Origin of the sequence: Campylobacter sp. P0085, from assembly GCF_002139495.1 — a bacterium.
GTDB lineage: Bacteria > Campylobacterota > Campylobacteria > Campylobacterales > Campylobacteraceae > Campylobacter > Campylobacter devanensis.
Genome location: NZ_MJKB01000001.1, coordinates 173,767 through 191,041 on the forward strand (window position 1 = coordinate 173,767; position 17,275 = coordinate 191,041).

12 protein-coding genes, 5 tRNA genes and 1 pseudogene are annotated in these 17,275 nt (G+C 35.3%); all 18 read left to right on the top strand.

Annotation, left to right across the window (positions count from 1 at the left end; all coding sequences use genetic code 11):
• Nucleotides 1-110: 110 nt before the first annotated feature.
• The 18 genes and pseudogenes from CIGNP85_RS00935 to rpoC all read left to right on the top strand — a co-directional run bounded on the left by CIGNP85_RS00935 (nucleotide 111) and on the right by rpoC (nucleotide 17,154).
• Nucleotides 111-818 (top strand): YebC/PmpR family DNA-binding transcriptional regulator, encoded by a 708-nt coding sequence (locus tag CIGNP85_RS00935; protein ID WP_086224017.1) that lies wholly within the window; start codon nucleotides 111-113, stop codon nucleotides 816-818.
• A 9-nt stretch (nucleotides 819-827) separates the two neighbouring features.
• Complete coding sequence (locus CIGNP85_RS00940; RefSeq protein ID WP_086224018.1) at nucleotides 828-1,316, top strand: peptidylprolyl isomerase; 489 nt, start codon at nucleotides 828-830, stop codon at nucleotides 1,314-1,316.
• Between the two features lie 1,556 nt (nucleotides 1,317-2,872).
• Nucleotides 2,873-3,259 (top strand): annotated as a pseudogene (locus CIGNP85_RS08660) (methyl-accepting chemotaxis protein); the annotation flags it as partial.
• 113 nt (nucleotides 3,260-3,372) lie between these two features.
• Nucleotides 3,373-3,448 (top strand) — tRNA-Thr (locus tag CIGNP85_RS00950).
• Nucleotides 3,449-3,505: 57 nt separating this feature from the next.
• Nucleotides 3,506-3,590, top strand: a tRNA-Tyr gene (locus CIGNP85_RS00955).
• A 9-nt stretch (nucleotides 3,591-3,599) separates the two neighbouring features.
• A tRNA-Gly gene (locus CIGNP85_RS00960) sits at nucleotides 3,600-3,676 on the top strand.
• 139 nt (nucleotides 3,677-3,815) lie between these two features.
• Nucleotides 3,816-3,890 (top strand) — tRNA-Thr (locus tag CIGNP85_RS00965).
• A 73-nt stretch (nucleotides 3,891-3,963) separates the two neighbouring features.
• A complete protein-coding gene (tuf, locus tag CIGNP85_RS00970; protein ID WP_086224020.1) occupies nucleotides 3,964-5,163 on the top strand; it encodes an elongation factor Tu in 1,200 nt (399 codons plus the stop codon).
• Between the two features lie 49 nt (nucleotides 5,164-5,212).
• Nucleotides 5,213-5,380, top strand: a complete 168-nt coding sequence (gene rpmG / locus CIGNP85_RS00975; protein ID WP_086226555.1) for a 50S ribosomal protein L33 — start codon at nucleotides 5,213-5,215, stop codon at nucleotides 5,378-5,380.
• 25 nt (nucleotides 5,381-5,405) lie between these two features.
• Nucleotides 5,406-5,481, top strand: a tRNA-Trp gene (locus tag CIGNP85_RS00980).
• A 13-nt stretch (nucleotides 5,482-5,494) separates the two neighbouring features.
• Nucleotides 5,495-5,674 carry a preprotein translocase subunit SecE gene (gene secE, locus CIGNP85_RS00985; RefSeq protein WP_086224022.1) on the top strand — a complete coding sequence of 60 codons (180 nt, stop codon included), beginning with the start codon at nucleotides 5,495-5,497 and terminating at the stop codon, nucleotides 5,672-5,674.
• 6 nt (nucleotides 5,675-5,680) lie between these two features.
• On the top strand, nucleotides 5,681-6,214 hold the full coding sequence (gene nusG, locus CIGNP85_RS00990) for a transcription termination/antitermination protein NusG (RefSeq protein ID WP_179186969.1): 534 nt from the start codon (nucleotides 5,681-5,683) through the stop codon (nucleotides 6,212-6,214).
• 11 nt (nucleotides 6,215-6,225) lie between these two features.
• Complete coding sequence (rplK, locus tag CIGNP85_RS00995) at nucleotides 6,226-6,651, top strand: 50S ribosomal protein L11 (protein WP_086224024.1); 426 nt, start codon at nucleotides 6,226-6,228, stop codon at nucleotides 6,649-6,651.
• Nucleotides 6,652-6,707: 56 nt separating this feature from the next.
• The gene (rplA, locus tag CIGNP85_RS01000) at nucleotides 6,708-7,412 is read left to right on the top strand and encodes a 50S ribosomal protein L1 (protein ID WP_086286670.1); all 705 of its coding nucleotides are present in this window, start codon (nucleotides 6,708-6,710) and stop codon (nucleotides 7,410-7,412) included.
• A 102-nt stretch (nucleotides 7,413-7,514) separates the two neighbouring features.
• Nucleotides 7,515-8,000 carry a 50S ribosomal protein L10 gene (gene rplJ, locus CIGNP85_RS01005; protein WP_086226552.1) on the top strand — a complete coding sequence of 162 codons (486 nt, stop codon included), beginning with the start codon at nucleotides 7,515-7,517 and terminating at the stop codon, nucleotides 7,998-8,000.
• A gap of 29 nt (nucleotides 8,001-8,029) precedes the next feature.
• The gene (rplL, locus tag CIGNP85_RS01010; RefSeq protein WP_086224027.1) at nucleotides 8,030-8,404 is read left to right on the top strand and encodes a 50S ribosomal protein L7/L12; all 375 of its coding nucleotides are present in this window, start codon (nucleotides 8,030-8,032) and stop codon (nucleotides 8,402-8,404) included.
• A gap of 94 nt (nucleotides 8,405-8,498) precedes the next feature.
• Nucleotides 8,499-12,638 (top strand): DNA-directed RNA polymerase subunit beta, encoded by a 4,140-nt coding sequence (gene rpoB, locus CIGNP85_RS01015; protein ID WP_086286671.1) that lies wholly within the window; start codon nucleotides 8,499-8,501, stop codon nucleotides 12,636-12,638.
• Nucleotides 12,631-17,154: a DNA-directed RNA polymerase subunit beta' gene (rpoC, locus tag CIGNP85_RS01020; RefSeq protein ID WP_086267661.1), complete on the top strand. Its 4,524-nt coding sequence runs from the start codon at nucleotides 12,631-12,633 to the stop codon at nucleotides 17,152-17,154. Before rpoB ends, rpoC begins: the two co-directional genes overlap by 8 nt.
• The last annotated feature ends 121 nt before the right edge of the window (nucleotides 17,155-17,275 follow it).

The following is a 17,275-nucleotide window of genomic DNA, read 5'->3' on the forward strand; positions in this document are numbered from 1 at the left end:
ATTTATCCTAAATTTAATTGAGATTTTAAAAATTATATAATTATATAGCTAATTAAAATTTAACGATTTTTTGATATAATTACCGCCTTAGAAAATCCAAAAGGACAAAAATGGGACGAGCATTTGAGTATAGAAGAGCTAGTAAAGAGGCTAGATGGGATAAGATGAGCAAGTTATTCCCAAAATTAGCCAAAGCGATCACAGTAGCGGCCAAAGAGGGTGGAAGCGATCCAGATATGAACCCAAAACTCCGCTCAGCCATAGCTACAGCCAAAGCTCAAAATATGCCAAAAGATAATATTGACGCAGCAATCAAAAGGGCAAGTGGCAAAGATAGTAGCGATATCAAAACTATATTTTATGATGGTAAGGCTGCTCACGGCGTTCAAATCATCGTAGAAGCAGCTACTGATAATGCCACTAGGACGGTGGCCAATGTAAAGGCTATATTTAACAAAAATGGTGGAGAGATTTTGCCAAGTGGTAGCCTTAGCTTTATGTTTAGTCGTAAGGCGGTATTTGAAGTAGAGTTACCAAGTGGCGATCTAGAAGAGTTAGAATTAGAGCTTATAGATTATGGTCTTGAGCTATTAGAACAAGGTGAAAATAGCTTGATGATATATGGTGATTATAAGAGCTTTGGCACGCTTAGCGATGGGATTGAGAAGTGTAATTTAACGCTTAAAAAAGGTAGCTTACAATACATTCCAAATTCCACAATTTCGCTCAATGATGAGGAGCTTAGCGAGATTGAAAAGCTTTTAGATAAGCTTGATGATGACGATGATATTCAAGCAGTATATACAAATATAGAATAAGGAGAATTAATGGAAGAGTTAAAAATATATGATATAGATACAAATGAATTATCTAAATGTAAATTCGCAGTTATCAAAACAGATAAAGGCGATATGATAGCCGAGTTATATCCAGATGAGACCCCACAAACCGTAGCTAACTTCGTAGAATTAGCTAAATCTGGATTTTATGATGGACTTAATTTTCATAGAGTTATACCAAATTTCGTTATCCAAGGTGGTTGCCCGTATGGCAATGGAGTTGGTGGCCCAGGCTGGAGAATCAAATGCGAATGTGTCGGTCAAAAACGCAAACACAATAGAGGTAGCCTAAGCATGGCACACGCCGGCAGAGATACAGGCGGTAGCCAATTTTTCGTATGCCATAGCGCTCAGCCACATCTAAATGGTGTTCATACTATATTTGGCGAGTTGATAGATGATGAGAGCAAGAGTGTTTTAGATGCGATTAGACAAGGGGATAAAATCACTACTATAGAGATCAAAGAGAGTTTATAAACTCAATTATATTTATTGCGTGAGTTTTCTCACGCGAAGTTAAAATTCTTTAAATAAATTATTAATATTTACCCATAAACTTAAGCAATATTTAACTACAATGTTTGTATTATAACAAAATCGCAATTTTACTATTTTTAAGGATTTTCATGAAATTCACTACCTTGTTTTATGCTATTTTTGGTGCGATTATTACTATAGTCGTTTTAAATTTAGTCGCTCTACTTGGAGTGATTGGTGTACAAGATGAGCTTATAGAGGCATCTGAGAGAAGATATCAGTCATATATACTAGCTGATGAACTTCGCCAAAGTTCTGATGATTTAACTAGATTAGCTCGTACTTATAGCGTTACAGGTGATAGTCACTATATTGACCAGTATAATACTATATTAGATATTAGAAATGGTAAAGTTCCAAGACCTATGAATTATGAAAGAATTTATTGGGATTTTGTAGCAGCAACAGGCCAAAAGCCTCGCCCAGATAGTAACGAGACAATTGCTTTGACTAAAAAAATGGAAGCGTTAGGCTTTAGTAGAGCCGAGCTAGATAAATTAAAAGAGTCTGAGGCTCGCTCAAATTACTTAGTAGATATCGAAACTAGAGCTATGAATGCGGTAATGGGTAAATTTATGGATAGTAATGGTCAATACACCATCATAGGTCAGCCAGATGTAGGCCTAGCAATTGATTTAACTCATTCTAAAGAATATCACATTGAAAAAGCTAAAATTATGGAGCCAATTGATGAGTTTTTTGTGATGCTTAAGAACAGAACAGATCAAGAAGTGCAATCTAAAATCGATAAAACTACACTATATTTTGATGCTGTTTTAGGATTATTCATTATTAACATTATCGTGATTGTGCTTGGTTCTATTGTTCTTCGTAAAAAGATAGCTCAAATTGAGCCAGTTAGTGATGGACTTAGAGGATTTTTTGCTTTCCTTGGACATGAAAAAGATGATTGCAAGACTATAGATATTAACTCAAAAGATGAATTTGGCGTAATAGCTAAGATGATTAACCAAAATATATCAAATTTACGCATTCAAATCGGCTCTGAGCGTAAATTTATTAATGAAACAGTAAAAACTCTAAAAGAGCTATCTCAAGGTAGTTTTAATGTGCGTTTAAATAGCAATTGCGACTCTCCACTAATGAAACAACTACAAGAGACGCTAAACAACATGGCCTTAGCACTTGAAAAAAATATAAATGAGATAGTTAAAATTATAGCCAAATACTCAGAGCATGACTATACTCAAAGAGCTTCAAATGAGAATTTAAAACACTATCTTCTTAAAATGGCTGATGGTGTAAATGAGTTAGGTGATGCTACTGTAGCGATGCTACGCCTATCACAAAAATCCAGTCAAACACTATATGAAGCATCACACAATATGAAAGATGGAATTGATAAATTAAATGAATCATCAAAACTTCAAGCAGCATCTTTACAAGAGAGTGCCGCAGCCGTAGAGGAGTTAAGCAGCTCAATGAATTCTATAAATGAAAGAGCAAATGAGGTTATAAAGCAAAGTGATGATATTAAAAATATTATTATTATCATTAAAGATATAGCTGAACAAACAAATTTACTTGCTCTAAATGCTGCTATAGAAGCTGCTCGTGCTGGTGAACATGGTAGAGGATTTTCAGTTGTGGCCGATGAAGTTAGAACATTAGCTGAAAAAACTGGCAAATCTCTAACTGAAATTGAAGCTAATGTAAATATTTTAACTCAAAGTATTACTGATATGAGTGCTAGCATTAACGAACAAACTGCAGCAATCAATCAAATAAACGAAGCTATGAGCGCTATAGAGAATGGTACAGAACGCAATTATGAAGAAACTACTAAAATAGCTAGTATCTCAAATAATGTTGAAGAGATGAGTGAAGGGATGCTTGCTAATATAAATAAAAATAAATTCTAAATACTAAATTTCGCCGATTATAAAAAAAATTGGCGAAATTTTTTATAATTATTCAAAAAACCCTTGACAAATAAAATAAAATTAGCTATAATTCCAGCTCACAAGTTAAAGGTGCTGGTGTAGCTCAGCCGGTAGAGCAACTGCCTTGTAAGCAGTAGGTCGGCGGTTCGATTCCGTTCACCAGCTCCATTTATCTTTACAGTGTTTGACCAGATACATATAGCAATCATTATTTTAATTACTTAGGGTGAGATACTCAAGTGGCCAACGAGGGCAGACTGTAAATCTGCTGACTATGTCTTCCGTGGTTCGAATCCACGTCTCACCACCATTGCTATACGCGGGAGTAGCTCAGTTGGCTAGAGCATCAGCCTTCCAAGCTGAGGGTCGCGGGTTCGAGTCCCGTTTCCCGCTCCATTTAAATTTGACTGGGAGCTGTTTTTTTGAATTTATATTCTATTCTGCAGTTAATCTTAGTCATTTTTTAGTTTTTCGGTGTTTGTATAATTTTAGTATAACTCTGTTTTGCCAAGCTGAAGTTTCCATATCTAGAAACGCTCATATGGCTCAGAGGTAGAGCACTTCCTTGGTAAGGAAGAGGTCGCGGGTTCAAGTCCCGCTATGAGCTCCATAAAAGTAGAAATAAGAAATACAAAAAATACAAACTTTAAGTATAAAAGTTGAATTTTATAACGGAGGATACAATGGCTAAAGAGAAGTTTTCAAGAAATAAGCCACACGTAAATATTGGTACTATCGGTCACGTTGACCATGGTAAAACTACACTAACAGCTGCTATTTCTGCTGTTTTATCAAGAAAAGGTCTTGCAGAGCTTAAAGATTACGATAATATCGATAATGCTCCAGAAGAAAAAGAGAGAGGTATTACAATTGCTACTTCTCATATTGAATATGAAACAACAAATCGCCACTATGCACATGTTGACTGTCCAGGTCACGCCGACTATGTTAAAAATATGATTACTGGTGCTGCTCAAATGGACGGCGCTATCCTAGTTGTTTCTGCAGCTGATGGCCCAATGCCACAAACTCGTGAACATATACTATTATCTCGCCAAGTTGGTGTTCCATATATCGTTGTTTTCATGAACAAAGCTGATATGGTTGATGATGCTGAACTTTTAGAGTTAGTTGAAATGGAAATTCGTGAACTTCTAAGTGAATATGATTTCCCAGGTGATGACACTCCAATTGTTAGCGGTTCTGCTCTTCAAGCGCTTGAAGAAGCTAAAGCTGGTATAGATGGTGAGTGGTCAGCTAAAATTATGGCTCTTATGGATGCAGTTGATAGCTATATTCCAACTCCAGTTCGTGCAACTGATAAAGATTTCTTAATGCCAATTGAAGATGTATTCTCAATTTCTGGTCGTGGTACAGTTGTTACAGGTAGAATTGAAAAAGGTGTTGTGAAAGTTGGTGATACTATTGAAATCGTTGGTATCCGTGATACTCAAACAACAACAGTTACTGGTGTTGAAATGTTTAGAAAAGAGATGGATCAAGGTGAAGCTGGCGATAATGTAGGCGTTCTATTACGTGGTACTAAAAAAGAAGATGTTGAAAGAGGTATGGTTCTATGTAAGCCAAAATCTATCACTCCACATACACAATTTGAAGGTGAAGTATATATCTTAACTAAAGAAGAAGGCGGTCGTCATACTCCATTCTTTAATAACTATAGACCACAATTTTATGTAAGAACAACAGATGTTACTGGTTCAATCACTCTACCAGAAGGTACAGAGATGGTTATGCCTGGCGATAACCTAAAAATAACTGTTGAACTTATTGCTCCAGTTGCGCTAGAAGAGGGTACAAGATTTGCTATCCGTGAGGGTGGTAGAACTGTTGGTTCTGGCGTTGTGTCTAAAATTATTAAGTAATTTAACTTATGGGTGCGAAATTAATTTGCACCCTTTTTAAGGAAAAAATATGGCAAGTGCAAATAGAGTTAAAATTGGTTTAAAGTGTTCTGAATGTAATGATATTAATTACACAACAACCAAAAATAGCAAAACAAAAACTGAAAAGTTAGAGCTTAAAAAATATTGTCCAAGATTAAAAAAACATACAGTTCATAAAGAAGTTAAGCTAAAATAAGCTAACTTCTTAGCTGTATTTATATAGGGCAATAGCTCCAACGGTAGAGCGCCGGATTCCAAATCCGATGGTTGGGGGTTCGAATCCCTCTTGCCCTGCCACAAAAGGTTAGATATGGAAAAGTTTATAAGTTATTTAAAATTATCACGTGCAGAAGTTGGCAAGGTTATATTTCCTACCAAAGAGCAGATTAGAAATGCTTTTATAACAGTTTTTGCTGTTGTGACTATAGTTTCTTTATTTTTGGCTTTGGTTGATTTAATTATGTCATTTTCTGTTTCTAAGCTTGTATAAGGACATATTATGGCACATAAGTGGTATGCTATTCAAACTTATGCAGGTAGTGAGATGAGTGTCAAAAGAGCCATTGAAAATCTAGTAAAAGATCATGGTATTGAAGAGAAACTTTTAGAAGTTATCGTTCCTACTGAAGATGTAATTGAGATTAAAAATGGAAAGCAAAAGATTAATGAAAGAAGCCTATATCCAGGTTATGCTTTCGCTTATTTGGATCTTGATACTGCACTTTGGCACAAAATTCAGTCTCTTCCTAAGGTTGGCAGATTTATTGGTGAAGCAAAGAAACCTACACCTTTGAGTGATAAAGATATAAATCTTATTTTAGAAAAGGTTAGTAAAAGAGCAGCGCCTAAACCAAAAATTTCATTTGAAACTGGCGAAATTGTTCGTGTTACAGAAGGCCCATTTGCAAACTTTAACGCAACTGTAGAAGAGTATGATATGGTTCATGGTAAACTTCGCTTAAATGTATCAATATTTGGTAGAAGTACACCTGTTGAAATTATGTATTCACAAGTTGAAAAGATAGTCTAAGGAGATAGTTTATGGCTAAAAAAGTTGTAGGTGAAATTAAATTGCAAATTGCAGCTACAAAAGCAAATCCAAGTCCACCAGTTGGTCCTGCTCTAGGTCAAAAAGGTGTAAATATTATGGAATTTTGTAAAGCATTTAATGAAAGAACAAAAGATATGGCTGGTTATAATATTCCAGTTGTTATCACTGTTTATGCAGATAAAAGCTTTACATTTATCACAAAACAACCACCAGCAACTGATCTAATCAAAAAAGCTGCTGGCATCACTAAAGGTGCGGATAATCCGCTTAAAAATAAAGTTGGCAAGTTAACAAAAGCTCAAATTCTTGAGATTGTTGATAAAAAAATAGTTGATATGAATACAAAAGATAGAGAGCAAGCTGCTAAAATTATAGCTGGTTCAGCTCGTTCTATGGGTATAACTGTAGTAGATTAATCCTTACCACTAGGATTTAAAATTAGTGGTAGCACTTTAAAAATGCGGAGAAATTAATGTCAAAAAAAACTACAAAGAGATTTGCAGAATTACTTAAGAAAGTAGATTCAAATAAAATTTATAATTTAGATGAAGCTATATCGACAGTTAAAACACTTGCTTCAGCTAAATTTGATGAAACAGTTGAAATAGCACTTAAATTAAATGTTGATCCTAGACATGCTGATCAAATGGTTCGTGGTTCAGTAGTTTTACCTGCTGGTACTGGTAAAACTGTAAGAGTAGCAGTAATTGCTAAAGATGCTAAGGCTGATGAAGCCAAAGCAGCTGGTGCTGATATAGTTGGCGCTGAGGATTTTGTTGATGAAATTGCTAAGGGAGTTATCAATTTTGATGTGCTTATTGCTACTCCAAATTTGATGGGCTTAGTTGGTAAAATTGGTCGTCTTTTAGGACCAAAAGGTTTAATGCCAAATCCTAAAACTGGTACAGTAACTATGGATGTTGCTCAGGCTGTTAAAAATGCTAAAGGTGGTCAAGTTAACTTCCGTGTTGATAAACAAGGAAATATTCATGCTGGTCTAGGTAAAGTTAGCTTTACAAAAGAGCAGCTAAATGATAATATCTTTGCCTTTATTAAGATGATAAATAAACATAAACCTGCAGCTGCAAAAGGTAAATATATTAAATCTGCAACACTATCTTTAACAATGAGTCCATCTATATCTCTTGAAACTCAAGAGCTTATGGATCTTAAATAATTAATATTTTTATCTTAGATTGGAGATAGCCGAGGCGTAAGCTTAATTGAGCGTATTTTCGCTCTCTCTGCTTGAAATCACCGGTCGGAAAGGAGAATGAAAGTGACTAGAAACGAAAAAGCTGAAATTATTTCAAACCTTGAGGCTGAATTTAAAGCTAGCGAAGCTATAGTAGTATGTGACTATAGAGGTTTAAGTGTTAAAAAACTTGAGGCGTTAAGAATTGCTGCTAAAGAGCAAAATGTAAAAGTTCAAGTTATTAAAAATACTTTAGCAAAAATAGCTTTGAATAACTCTGCTAAAGATGGTATGGAGCTTAAAGATACAAATATCTTTGTATGGGGTGAAGACCAACTAGCAGTTACTAAAGTTGTAGCTAAATTTGAAGAAGCTAATAAAGATCTATTTAAAATCAAGACAGCTTATATTGATGGTGAAGTTGCTCCTGTATCTAAAGTTGTTGCATTGTCAAAAATGCCGTCTCGCGACGAACTTATTGCTATGCTACTACAAGTTTGGAATGCGCCAATTCAAAATTTCACTATTGGTTTAAATGCGCTTAAAGAGAAAAAAGAGCAATCTGCTTAATTTAAAAAATAAAATTTAGGAGAATTAAAATGGCAATAACTAAAGAAGATGTATTAGAGTTTATTTCAAATTTATCAGTTCTTGAGCTAAGTGAATTAGTAAAAGAATTTGAAGAAAAATTTGGTGTAAGTGCTGCTCCAGTAATGGTAGCTGGTGCTGTAGCTGGCGGAGCTGCTGAAGCTGCTGAAGAAAAAACTGATTTCAATATCGTTTTAGTTGATAGTGGTGCTAAAAAAATAGAAGTAATTAAAGTTGTTCGTGCTTTAACTGGTCTTGGTCTTAAAGAGGCTAAAGATGCTGTTGAAGGTACTCCATCAGTTCTTAAAGAAGGTGCGAGCAAAGAAGAAGCTGAAGCAGCTAAAAAACAACTTGAAGAAGCTGGCGCTAAAGTCGAACTTAAATAATTTACAATTTTGTAGAAGCGAGATTTTCTCGCTTCCAACTCCATTGTCGTTTTTACGACGTTCTTTCAATTAACTATTCTATAGAGGTAGTAAAATGCTAAATAGCCTTTATTCTGGAAATCGTCTTAGGGTAGATTTTTCTAATGTTGCTAAAGAGATTGATGTTCCAAATTTATTACAATTACAAAAAAAGAGTTTTGATCATTTTTTAAATCTTGATAATTCACAAACCGAAAGCGGAATCGAAAAAGTATTTAAATCTATTTTTCCTATTCACGATCCGCAAAATAGACTTTCACTTGAATATGTCAGTAGTGAAATAGGTAAGCCTAGATACACAATTAGAGAGTGTATGGAAAGAGGTTTAACATATTCTGTAAATTTAAAAATAAAAATTAGATTAATAGTTCATGATAGAGATGAAAAAACAGGTGAAAAAATTGGAGTAAAGGATATCAAAGAACAAGAGATATTTGTTCGTGAAATTCCTTTAATGACCGATAGAATTTCATTTATTATTAATGGTGTTGAGAGAGTTGTTGTTAATCAGCTGCATAGAAGCCCAGGTGTGATTTTTAAAGAAGAAGAGAGTCCTACGGTTGTAAATAAACTTATTTATACTGCTCAGATTATCCCAGATCGTGGGTCTTGGCTTTATTTTGAATATGATACAAAAGATGTATTATATGTTCGTATTAATAAGCGTCGTAAGGTGCCAATTACCATTTTATTTAGGGCTTTAGGATATAAAAAACAAGATATTGTGAAGTTATTTTACCCTATGCAAACTCTAAAAATTCAAAATAATAAATTCTTAGTAGAGTTTAATCCAGATGACTTTACTGGTAGGGTTGATTATGATATTAAAGATGAAGATGGCAATATCTTACATCAAGCTGGTAAGAGATTAACTAGAAAAAAAGCTGATAAATTAATAGAAGATGGCGTTAAATTTATAGAATATCCGCTTGAAACATTGGTAAATAGATATCTTGCTAGTCCTGTTATCGATAAAGATAGTGGTGAGGTTTTATATGATACTCTTACACAACTTGATGAGAATAAGATAGCTAAAATTGCTAATGAGCAAGATAGTATAGAGATAGCAAATGATTTAGCAAATGGAGTCGATGATGCTATTATTAACTCATTTTTGCAAGATTATGAGACTCTTAAACTTCTTAAACAAACAGAAGGCGTAGAAGATGAAAATGATCTAGCTGCAATTAGAATTTATAAAGTTATGCGTCCAGGTGAGCCTGTAGTTAAAGAAGCTGCTCGAAGTTTTGTAAATGATCTATTCTTTAATCCAGAAAGATATGATCTAACCAAGGTTGGTCGTATGAAGATGAATCACAAGCTTGGATTAAATGCGCCTGATTATGTAACAGTATTAACTAATGAAGATATCATTAAAACTGCTAAATATCTAATTAAGGTAAAAAATGGTCAAGGTCATATAGACGATAGAGACCATTTAGGTAACCGCCGTATTCGTTCTATTGGTGAGCTTTTAGCTAATGAGCTTCATTTAGGATTTGTAAAAATGCAAAAGGCTATTAGGGATAAATTTACAAGCCTAAGCAACAATATCGATGAGATTATGCCATATGATCTTGTAAATCCTAAGATGATTACCACTACTATTATGGAATTCTTTACCGGTGGTCAGCTAAGTCAGTTTATGGATCAAACTAATCCGCTTAGTGAAGTTACTCATAAGCGTAGATTATCAGCACTTGGCGAGGGTGGGTTGGTAAAAGAGAGAGCCGGATTTGAAGTTCGTGATGTCCATCCAACTCACTATGGTAGAATTTGTCCAGTTGAGACCCCAGAAGGTCAAAATATCGGTCTTATAAATACTCTTTCTACATATGCTAAAGTAAATGATTTAGGCTTTGTTGAATCTCCATATCGTAAAGTAGAAAATGGTAGAGTAACAAATGAAATTGTCTATCTTACAGCAACTCAAGAAGAGGGTCATATTATCGCTCCAGCATCTACAATTTTAGATGAGAATGGTATGATTAGCGAGGATTTAATAGAGGTTAGACAAGATGGTGAGATGATACTTGCCAAAAGAGATGATGTAACACTAATTGACCTTTGTAGCGGTATGGTTATGGGGGTAGCTGCTTCATTGATTCCATTTTTAGAGCATGATGATGCTAACCGTGCGCTTATGGGTTCAAATATGCAACGCCAAGCTGTGCCTCTTTTAAAATCAACTGCACCTATTGTAGGTACAGGTATGGAAGCTATTGTAGCACGTGATGCTTGGGAAGCTATTAAAGCAAGACGTGGCGGTGTAATAGAAAAAGTTGATAATAAAAATATATTTATTCTAGGCGAAGATGAAAATGGTCCATATATTGATCAATATACAATGGAAAAAAATATGCGTACCAACCAAAATACGACATTTAGCCAACACCCAATCGTAAAAAAAGGACAAAAAGTAGAAGCTGGTCAGATAATTGCCGATGGTTCTAGTATGGATCAAGGTGAGCTAGCAATTGGTAAAAATGCCTTAATTGCCTTTATGCCGTGGAATGGATATAACTATGAAGATGCTATTGTGATGAGCGAGAGAATGATTCGCACAGATGCATTTACTAGTGTTCATATCTATGAAAAAGAGATTGAAGCTAGAGAGCTAAAAGATGGCGTAGAAGAGATTACTAGAGATATTCCTAATATGAAAGAAGAAGAGATCGAGCATCTAGATGAAAGTGGTATCGTAAGAATCGGAACTCATATAAAACCAGGTATGATTTTAGTAGGTAAAGTATCTCCAAAAGGTGAAGTTAAGCCAACTCCAGAAGAAAGACTTCTAAGAGCAATCTTTGGCGAAAAGGCTGGCCATGTAGTAAATAAATCCCTATACGCTCCAGCAAGCATGGAAGGCGTGGTAATCGATGTTAAAATCTTTACTAAAAAAGGCTATGAAAAAGACTCAAGATCATTTAAAGCCTATGAAGATGAGAAAAATATCTTAGAAAAAGAGCATCACGATAGACTTTTAATGCTTGACCGAGAAGAGATGTTAAGAGTAACTGCTTTACTAGCTAATAACGAACTCCAAAGCGATTTAGAAGTTGGTAAAACTACATATGTAAAAGGTCAAAAGATACAAAAAGAGTATCTTGCCAATATAAATAGATTTACTCTAAATTCATATGTAAAAAGCTTTAGTAAAGATGTACAAAAAAGCTATGAAGATATGAAAGCTTACTTCCAAAATGAGAAGAAAAAATTAAAAGATGAGCATGATGCTAAGCTTGAAATTTTAGAAAAAGATGATATTTTGCCAAGCGGAGTAGTCAAACTTGTCAAAGTATATGTAGCTACTAAGCGTAAGCTAAAAGTTGGAGATAAAATGGCTGGTCGCCATGGTAATAAAGGTATTGTATCAAATATCGTTCCAGATGTAGATATGCCATATCTTCCAGATGGTAGATCAGTAGATATTGTTTTAAATCCACTAGGCGTTCCTAGTCGTATGAATATTGGTCAAATTTTAGAAAGCCACTTAGGTCTTGTAGGTATGAAGCTTGGCGAGCAAATTCAAGAGATATTTGATAGAAAGTCAAAAGAGTGGATAACAGAATTAAGAGCTAAAATGATTGAAATAGCTGATGTATCAAGACTAATGGATGCCAAAGCAATATTAGAAAAAATCGATGATGAGAAGCTAATAGAATATGCAAGAGATTGGGCAAGCGGTGTAAGATTTGCTACTCCTATATTTGAAGGGGTTAAGGCTGAAGAATTTAGCAAATTGTTTGAGATGGCAAAGATCGATATGGATGGTAAAACTGAATTATACGATGGTAGAACCGGATCTAAGATGGCTGAGCGTGTAAATGTCGGTTGTATGTATATGCTAAAACTTCACCATCTAGTAGATGAAAAAGTCCATGCTAGAAGTACTGGCCCATATAGCTTAGTTACGCAGCAACCAGTTGGTGGTAAAGCATTAAGCGGTGGTCAAAGATTTGGTGAGATGGAGGTTTGGGCTTTAGAAGCTTATGGTGCTGCCCATACACTTCGCGAGATGCTAACTGTAAAATCTGATGATGTTGAAGGAAGATGGCTAGCTTATAAAGCATTAACTAGAGGTGAAAATGTCCCAAGTACTGGTATTCCAGAGACATTTTTTGTTTTAACAAACGAGCTAAAATCTCTAGCACTAGATGTTGAGATTTACGATGAGGATGATAATAATGAGTGAGTTAAAACCTATAGAGATTAAAGAAGATGCAAGACCAAGAGATTTTGAAGCATTTAAATTAAGATTAGCAAGTCCTGAACGTATAAAAGCATGGAGTTATGGCGAAGTTAAAAAGCCTGAAACCATCAACTATAGAACTCTAAAACCAGAAAGAGATGGTCTATTTTGTGCTAAAATATTTGGGCCTATTAGGGATTATGAGTGCTTATGTGGCAAATATAAAAAGATGCGCTATAAGGGTATCAAATGTGAAAAATGTGGAGTTGAAGTTACAAGCTCTAAGGTTCGCCGTTCTAGAATGGCGCATATCGAGCTAGTTACTCCAGTGGCGCATATTTGGTATGTAAATTCACTTCCTAGTCGTATAGGTACGCTTCTTGGTATTAAAATGAAAGACTTAGAGCGTGTATTATATTATGAAGCATATATAGTAGAAAATCCAGGTGAAGCATACTATGATAACGAAAATAGCAAAAAAGTTGAAATTTATGATGTCTTAAATGAAGAGCAATATATACTTTTAGAACAAAGATTTGCCGATAGTGGATTTAGTGCTAGAATGGGTGGTGAAGTCATCCGTGATATGCTTGAAAATTTAGATCTTGTTAGCATCTTAGAGCAGTTAAAAATAGAGATTGAAAGCACAAATAGCGAAGCTAAGAAAAAAAGTATTGTAAAAAGATTAAAAGTAGTTGAGAGCTTTTTAAATTCAGGTAATCGCCCTGAGTGGATGATGATAACAAATTTACCTGTTTTACCGCCTGATCTTCGCCCATTAGTAAGCCTTGATGGTGGTAAATTCGCAGTTAGTGATGTCAATGATCTTTATCGCCGTGTTATAAATCGCAACGCAAGACTAAAAAGACTTATGGAGCTTGATGCGCCTGAGATTATTATCCGTAACGAAAAGAGAATGTTGCAAGAGTCAGTTGATGCTCTATTTGACAATGGTAGAAGAGCAAATGCCGTAAAAGGTGCGAATAAACGCCCACTAAAATCTCTAAGCGAGATTATCAAAGGTAAGCAAGGGCGCTTTAGACAAAATTTGCTTGGTAAAAGAGTTGACTTCTCAGGTCGTAGCGTTATCGTAGTTGGTCCTAGACTTAGGATGGATCAGTGTGGATTGCCTAAGAAGATGGCTTTAGAGCTATTTAAGCCACATCTTTTAGCCCGCCTTGAAGAAAAAGGCTATGCGACAAATGTTAAATTAGCCAAAAAGATGATAGAAGATAAGACAAATGAGGTTTGGGAGTGCCTTGAAGAGGTTGTTGCTGATCATCCAGTGCTATTAAATAGGGCTCCAACTCTACATAAGATGTCGATTCAAGCATTTCACCCAGTATTGATAGAGGGCAAGGCTATTCAACTTCACCCACTTGTTTGTTCAGCTTTCAATGCTGACTTCGATGGTGACCAAATGGCCGTTCATGTCCCTTTATCTCAAGAGGCAATTGCTGAGTGTAAAATTTTAATGCTTAGTTCTATGAATATCTTGCTTCCAGCAAGTGGTAAGGCTGTGACAGTCCCTAGCCAAGATATGGTTCTTGGTATATATTATCTAAGCCTTGAAAAAGTAGATGTAATAGGCTCAAATAAAATTTTTGCTAGCGTTGATGAAGTTATGATAGCAGTTGAGACTCACTTCCTTGATCTACATGCTAAGATTAAGACAATGGTAGATGGTAGGACTGTATTTACAACTGCGGGGAGATTGATTATCAAATCAATTCTACCTGATTTGGGAGAGAATTCAGTTCCAGAGAGTATGTGGAATAAGGTAATGAAGAAAAAAGACATAGCAAATTTAGTTGATTATGTCTATAAAAACGGAGGCTTAGAATCCACAGCGGGATTTTTGGATAAGCTTAAAAATCTTGGGTTTAGATACGCTACAAAAGCTGGAGTTAGCATATCAATAGCTGATATAATAGTATCTGATAGCAAATATTCATATGTAGATGAAGCCAAAAAAAGAGTTCGTGAAATCCAAAATCAATATGGCTCAGGTTTGCTAACTGATTCAGAAAGATACAATAAAATTGTTGATATATGGACAGATACAAACAACAAAGTGGCTAGCGATATGATGAAACTCATCAAAAATGATAAGAGCGGATTTAATTCTATTTATATGATGGCTGATAGCGGCGCTAGGGGTAGTGCGGCTCAAATTCGCCAACTTGCTGGTATGCGTGGTCTTATGGCTAAGCCTGATGGTAGTATTATTGAGACACCAATTACTTCAAATTTCCGTGAGGGTCTAAATGTCCTTGAGTATTTCATCTCAACACACGGCGCTAGAAAAGGTCTTGCTGATACTGCGCTTAAAACCGCAAATGCTGGATATTTAACAAGAAAATTAATTGATGTTGCTCAAAATGTTAAGATTACAATGGATGATTGTGGCACTCACGAAGGTGTTGAAATTACTGAAATCACTGAGAGTGGTGAGTTAATTGAGAGTTTAGAAGAGAGAGTTTTAGGTAGAGTATTAAGCGATGATGTTATCGATCCTATTACTAATGAAATTTTATACACAGAAGGCACATTAATCGATGAAGCTAAGGCTAGAGTAATTATCGAAGCTGGTATAAAATCAATTAGTATTAGAACGCCAATTACATGTAAAGCACCAAAAGGTGTATGTGCTAAGTGCTATGGCATAAATCTAGGTGAGGGTAAATTAGTCAAACCAGGTGAAGCCGTAGGTATCATCTCAGCTCAATCAATCGGTGAGCCAGGAACTCAGCTAACGCTAAGAACTTTCCATATCGGTGGTACTGCCTCTACTGAACAACAAGATAGACAAATCGTAGCACAAAAAGAGGGCTTTATAAGATATTATAACCTAAAAACCTATGAAAACAATGGCAAATCTATAGTGATAAATAGACGCAACGCTGCTATATTGTTGGTTGAACCAAAGATTAAAGCCCCATTTGATGGTGTTATAGATATTGAAGTTGCTCATGAGGATGTAAATATTATCGTAAAAGGCAAAAAAGACGAAGTTAAATATGTCTTAAGAAAGCACGACCTTGCTAAACCAAATGAGCTAGCTGGTGTAAGCGGTAAAATAGATGGTAAATTCTATATTCCTTATTCAAAAGGTGATGAAGTAAAAGAGAATGAAAGTATCGTAGAGATGATTAAAGATGGATGGAATATTCCAAATCGTATTCCATTTGCAAGTGAAGTTAAGGTAGCTGATGGCGATCCAGTAACTCAAGAGATTGTAGCTAGTGCGCATGGTGTGCTAAAATACTATATCTTAAAAGGTGATTATCTAGAGAGAATCAAAGATATCAAAAAAGGCGATATAGTAGCAGAAAAAGGTCTATTTGTCGTAGTAGCGGATGAAGAAGATAGAGAGGCTGTGCGTCATTATATCCCACGAAATAGTGTAATTGAATTTGATGATAGCTCTGATGTAGTAGCTACTGATATCTTAGCTAAACCACAGGTTGATTCTAAGCTAATTATAGCTGAGTGGGATCCATACTCAAATCCAGTAATCGCTGAAGAAGCTGGTGCGGTAGCATATGAAGATATTGAACCAGGATATAGTGTAACTGAGCAGTATGATGAAGCTACAGGTGAGAGCAGGCTAGTTATTAATGAGTATCTACCAAGCGGAGTTAAACCTACAATTGTTATTACAACTGATAATGGCAAATTAATTCGCTATCAACTAGAGCCAAAAACTGCGATATTTGTCAAAGATGGTGCTACAGTTCAAAGAGCTGATACTATAGCTAAAACACCAAAAGCTGTAGCAAAATCAAAAGATATCACCGGAGGTCTTCCTAGAGTATCTGAATTATTTGAAGCTCGTCGTCCTAAAAATACAGCAATAATTGCTGAAATCGATGGCGTTATTAGATTTGAAAAGCCTTTACGCTCTAAAGAAAGAGTAGTAATAGTAGCCGAAGATGGCACAACGGCTGAGTATCTAATCGATAAATCAAGACAAATTCAAGTCCGTGATGGCGAGTTTGTTCATGCTGGTGAGAAATTAACTGATGGTTTAGTAAGTAGCCACGATGTGCTAAGAATTCTTGGAGAGAAGGCACTTCATGGATATCTAATTAGTGAAATTCAGCAAGTTTATCGCTCTCAAGGCGTTGCTATTAGTGATAAACATATTGAGATTATTGTATCTCAAATGCTAAGACAGATTAAAATTGTAGATAGCGGCGATACGAATTTCATCGTAGGCGATATGGTTAGCCGTCGTAAATTCCGTGAAGAAAATGAGAAAATCATTAGAATGGGTGGCGAGCCAGCGATCGCTGAGCCTGTGCTTTTAGGCGTTACTAGAGCAGCTATCGGTAGTGATAGTGTTATCTCTGCAGCCTCTTTCCAAGAGACTACAAAAGTGCTTACAGAAGCTAGTATAGCGGCTAAATTTGACTACCTTGAAGACTTAAAAGAAAATGTTATTTTAGGTCGTATGATACCTGTGGGTACTGGTCTTTATCAAGATAAAAAAATCAAGATGAAGTATAAAGATTAATAAACTACAAAAAATTAAGTAAAATTTGGATCATTGATCTGAATTTTACTTAAATTCTAGTTTATTTTTGGGGAGCACCTGAAGTATATTTAAGCCAAAAAGCTTATAGATATTTTAAAAT

Excerpts from the sequence above, each read along its gene's own strand:
- CIGNP85_RS00935 (WP_086224017.1), top strand. The coding sequence starts at position 111 with ATGGGACGAGCATTTGAGTATAGAAGAGCTAGTAAAGAGGCTAGATGG.
- CIGNP85_RS00940 (WP_086224018.1), top strand. The coding sequence starts at position 828 with ATGGAAGAGTTAAAAATATATGATATAGATACAAATGAATTATCTAAA.
- tuf (WP_086224020.1), top strand. The coding sequence starts at position 3,964 with ATGGCTAAAGAGAAGTTTTCAAGAAATAAGCCACACGTAAATATTGGT.
- rpmG (WP_086226555.1), top strand. The coding sequence starts at position 5,213 with ATGGCAAGTGCAAATAGAGTTAAAATTGGTTTAAAGTGTTCTGAATGT.
- secE (WP_086224022.1), top strand. The coding sequence starts at position 5,495 with ATGGAAAAGTTTATAAGTTATTTAAAATTATCACGTGCAGAAGTTGGC.
- rplK (WP_086224024.1), top strand. The coding sequence starts at position 6,226 with ATGGCTAAAAAAGTTGTAGGTGAAATTAAATTGCAAATTGCAGCTACA.
- rplA (WP_086286670.1), top strand. The coding sequence starts at position 6,708 with ATGTCAAAAAAAACTACAAAGAGATTTGCAGAATTACTTAAGAAAGTA.
- rplL (WP_086224027.1), top strand. The coding sequence starts at position 8,030 with ATGGCAATAACTAAAGAAGATGTATTAGAGTTTATTTCAAATTTATCA.
- rpoB (WP_086286671.1), top strand. The coding sequence starts at position 8,499 with ATGCTAAATAGCCTTTATTCTGGAAATCGTCTTAGGGTAGATTTTTCT.
- rpoC (WP_086267661.1), top strand. The coding sequence starts at position 12,631 with ATGAGTGAGTTAAAACCTATAGAGATTAAAGAAGATGCAAGACCAAGA.